Source organism: Bradyrhizobium sp. BRP20 (genome assembly GCF_020194215.1).
GTDB lineage: Bacteria > Pseudomonadota > Alphaproteobacteria > Rhizobiales > Xanthobacteraceae > Bradyrhizobium > Bradyrhizobium yuanmingense.
Genome location: NZ_JADYVY010000064.1, coordinates 1 through 2,158 on the forward strand (window position 1 = coordinate 1; position 2,158 = coordinate 2,158).

General features: G+C 55.8%; 1 protein-coding gene and 1 pseudogene. One reads left to right on the top strand and one right to left on the bottom strand.

Going from position 1 to position 2,158, the window contains the following annotated elements:
* A pseudogene (locus tag I6F33_RS37765) lies at positions 1-312 on the bottom strand (alpha/beta hydrolase); the annotation flags it as partial.
* A gap of 590 nt (positions 313-902) precedes the next feature.
* Between I6F33_RS37765 and I6F33_RS37770 the strand changes: the two are divergent.
* The gene (locus I6F33_RS37770; protein WP_225143911.1) at positions 903-1,430 is read left to right on the top strand and encodes an Hsp20/alpha crystallin family protein; all 528 of its coding nucleotides are present in this window, start codon (positions 903-905) and stop codon (positions 1,428-1,430) included.
* The last annotated feature ends 728 nt before the right edge of the window (positions 1,431-2,158 follow it).

Genomic DNA, 2,158 nt, shown 5'->3' on the forward strand with positions numbered 1-2,158 from the left:
GCGCTCGCCCGCGTCGCGGATGTATTCACGCCAAGAAACGCCAAGCCGTCCATCGTCACGCAGGTTCCTCAGATCTTTGGCTAGACGTTCGCCGCTTGCCAAGAGCTCGGGTAGGCGTGTAAAGACCGTTTCGCAGCCGCGCTTGACCCGCAGTATCCAGGCAACTTGTAGAATGTTGATGGTCTTCGCGCCCTGTTGGCCCATGCGATCAGCGTAGATTCTGAATGGGCTGCGGGTGAGCGCGTGCTCGACTTCTGCACGTTGCGCTTCCATTGACTGGGCCAGGTTGGAGCGCTGGAACGAGTCAGACATGGCCTAACCTCCTCTGTTCTAGAGTCGATGCCGCCCCGTGATACTAAATTGCGCTGTGGTGCCGGATTGCCTATCGATGGCGTCTTTCATCCGGCAAACTGCTCGCAAGCGAGGTCAAAGTGTGACCAAGGAAGCGTAACCTCAAGAGGACGTTTTGCGAGCAGGGTGACTTTCCACGACGTTCCCAGATCTCTCGGTGCAAAGTCGATGCCAGGCATCTCGTTGCTGCCGAGACGAAGGATGGCCAAGCAACTTCCGTCTTTCCTCTTCTGCTGCATAGCGTTTGTCCGATTGAGAACCAAGCTTGTCAGAGATCGGACGCTGTGGGTCGCCTTTGTTAGACAGCCACCTCGCATGCCTAGGGAGCATTCCCCGGGACCACCTATTATTTCAGATGGGTCCTGCTCAATCTTCCAAACTTTCAACCGGTCGCCCGTAGCCATCGCCTCAAACATGTTCTCTCACACATGAGCGCTCAATCAGGAGGCGAGTTGGCACATTGGTTGCTATTACGGTCTATGACGACCTGGTCCGCTCAGCGCAGTCAGAGATTGCGCCTTCCAGAATGATCTCAAACATGGAGTTAGATCATGACGAATGAGACGAGAGTACCCGTCACCAGGAAGGCTAGTGAGCCCGCGTTTTTTCCTGAAGCATGGCGCCCACTCGAGGCATTGCGCAACGAGGTGGATCGCTTGTTCGAAGACTTGTTTGGCGGCGATTTCTGGCGCCGCTCGTTCCCCCCGCACGCTAGTCTTGGAAGGTCGGTTGCCAAGAAGGTCGCCGCAAGCCCCGCAGTGGATCTTAGTGAAAGCGACAAGGCTTACGAGATTACAGCCGAACTGCCTGGACTCGATGAAAAGGACATAGAGGTTCAGGTTATCAATGGCGGACTGACCATTAAAGGCGAGAAAAAAGAACACAAGGAAGAGAAGCACAAGGACTACTACCTCTCCGAGCGCAGTTACGGCTCCTTCGCGCGCTACTTCGGTTTACCGGAATGTGTGGAGGCCAGCAAGATTGAGGCCTCCGTCAAGAACGGCGTCCTTAGGGTGACTTTGCCGAAAAATGCGGAAGCTCAGAAGCCGCCCAAGAAGATTGACGTGAAAGCAACTTAGGCACCGACGTGTCCATGCGAGTTGCGACAATCGCACCAAGCGCCAATTGCTTGCGGGGAGAAGTCAAGCGAAACCGTCAGGTGGGGATGACTACACGCGCCTGCATCTGCCTTGCTCTCGGCGAAGTTGATGCCCACACGGGGGAACGATCGCCTGCTTCGTCGGCGCGAGCAGCGAGCGGCGAACTGTCGATTACGACGCCCAACTCATCGCCTCGCCGGTCGCGCTCTAGGTCGTGCGGACTCTTGGGTTTCTCAAATCAGTTGCACAGTGTTTTAAGGCTTTCCTTTAGGAGGAAGCCTTCGGTGTCATGGATTGGTCGTTCTGAACGATGGGCAATGGGATCGCATCTCCAGCTTGATCATCCTCGGCCAGACCAGCGCGGCTCGACGGGCCGTGACAGCGGATGTTCGTCGAGGGCGTGTTGTGGATCGTGCGGACCGTCCCTGGCGGGATCTGCCTGAGGCGCGGACTACCTACTACTTTAGAAGATGGCTTCTTGCCCCTTACTGACTTTCGATCGGTTGGACGCGCTAAGCTCTTCACGGGCCATCCCTGAACCATGGTCTCACTCGATATGAGCAGCTCAAATTAGGCGACCGCCCCAAGCTCGTCGTCGCTTATATGATCTACACGATTCGACTGCTCAACGCTGATGTTGTTGTATCTTGAGATTATCCAACAACTTCGAGCCTTCACTGAACGATCTCGACCAAGATCGCTCTGCC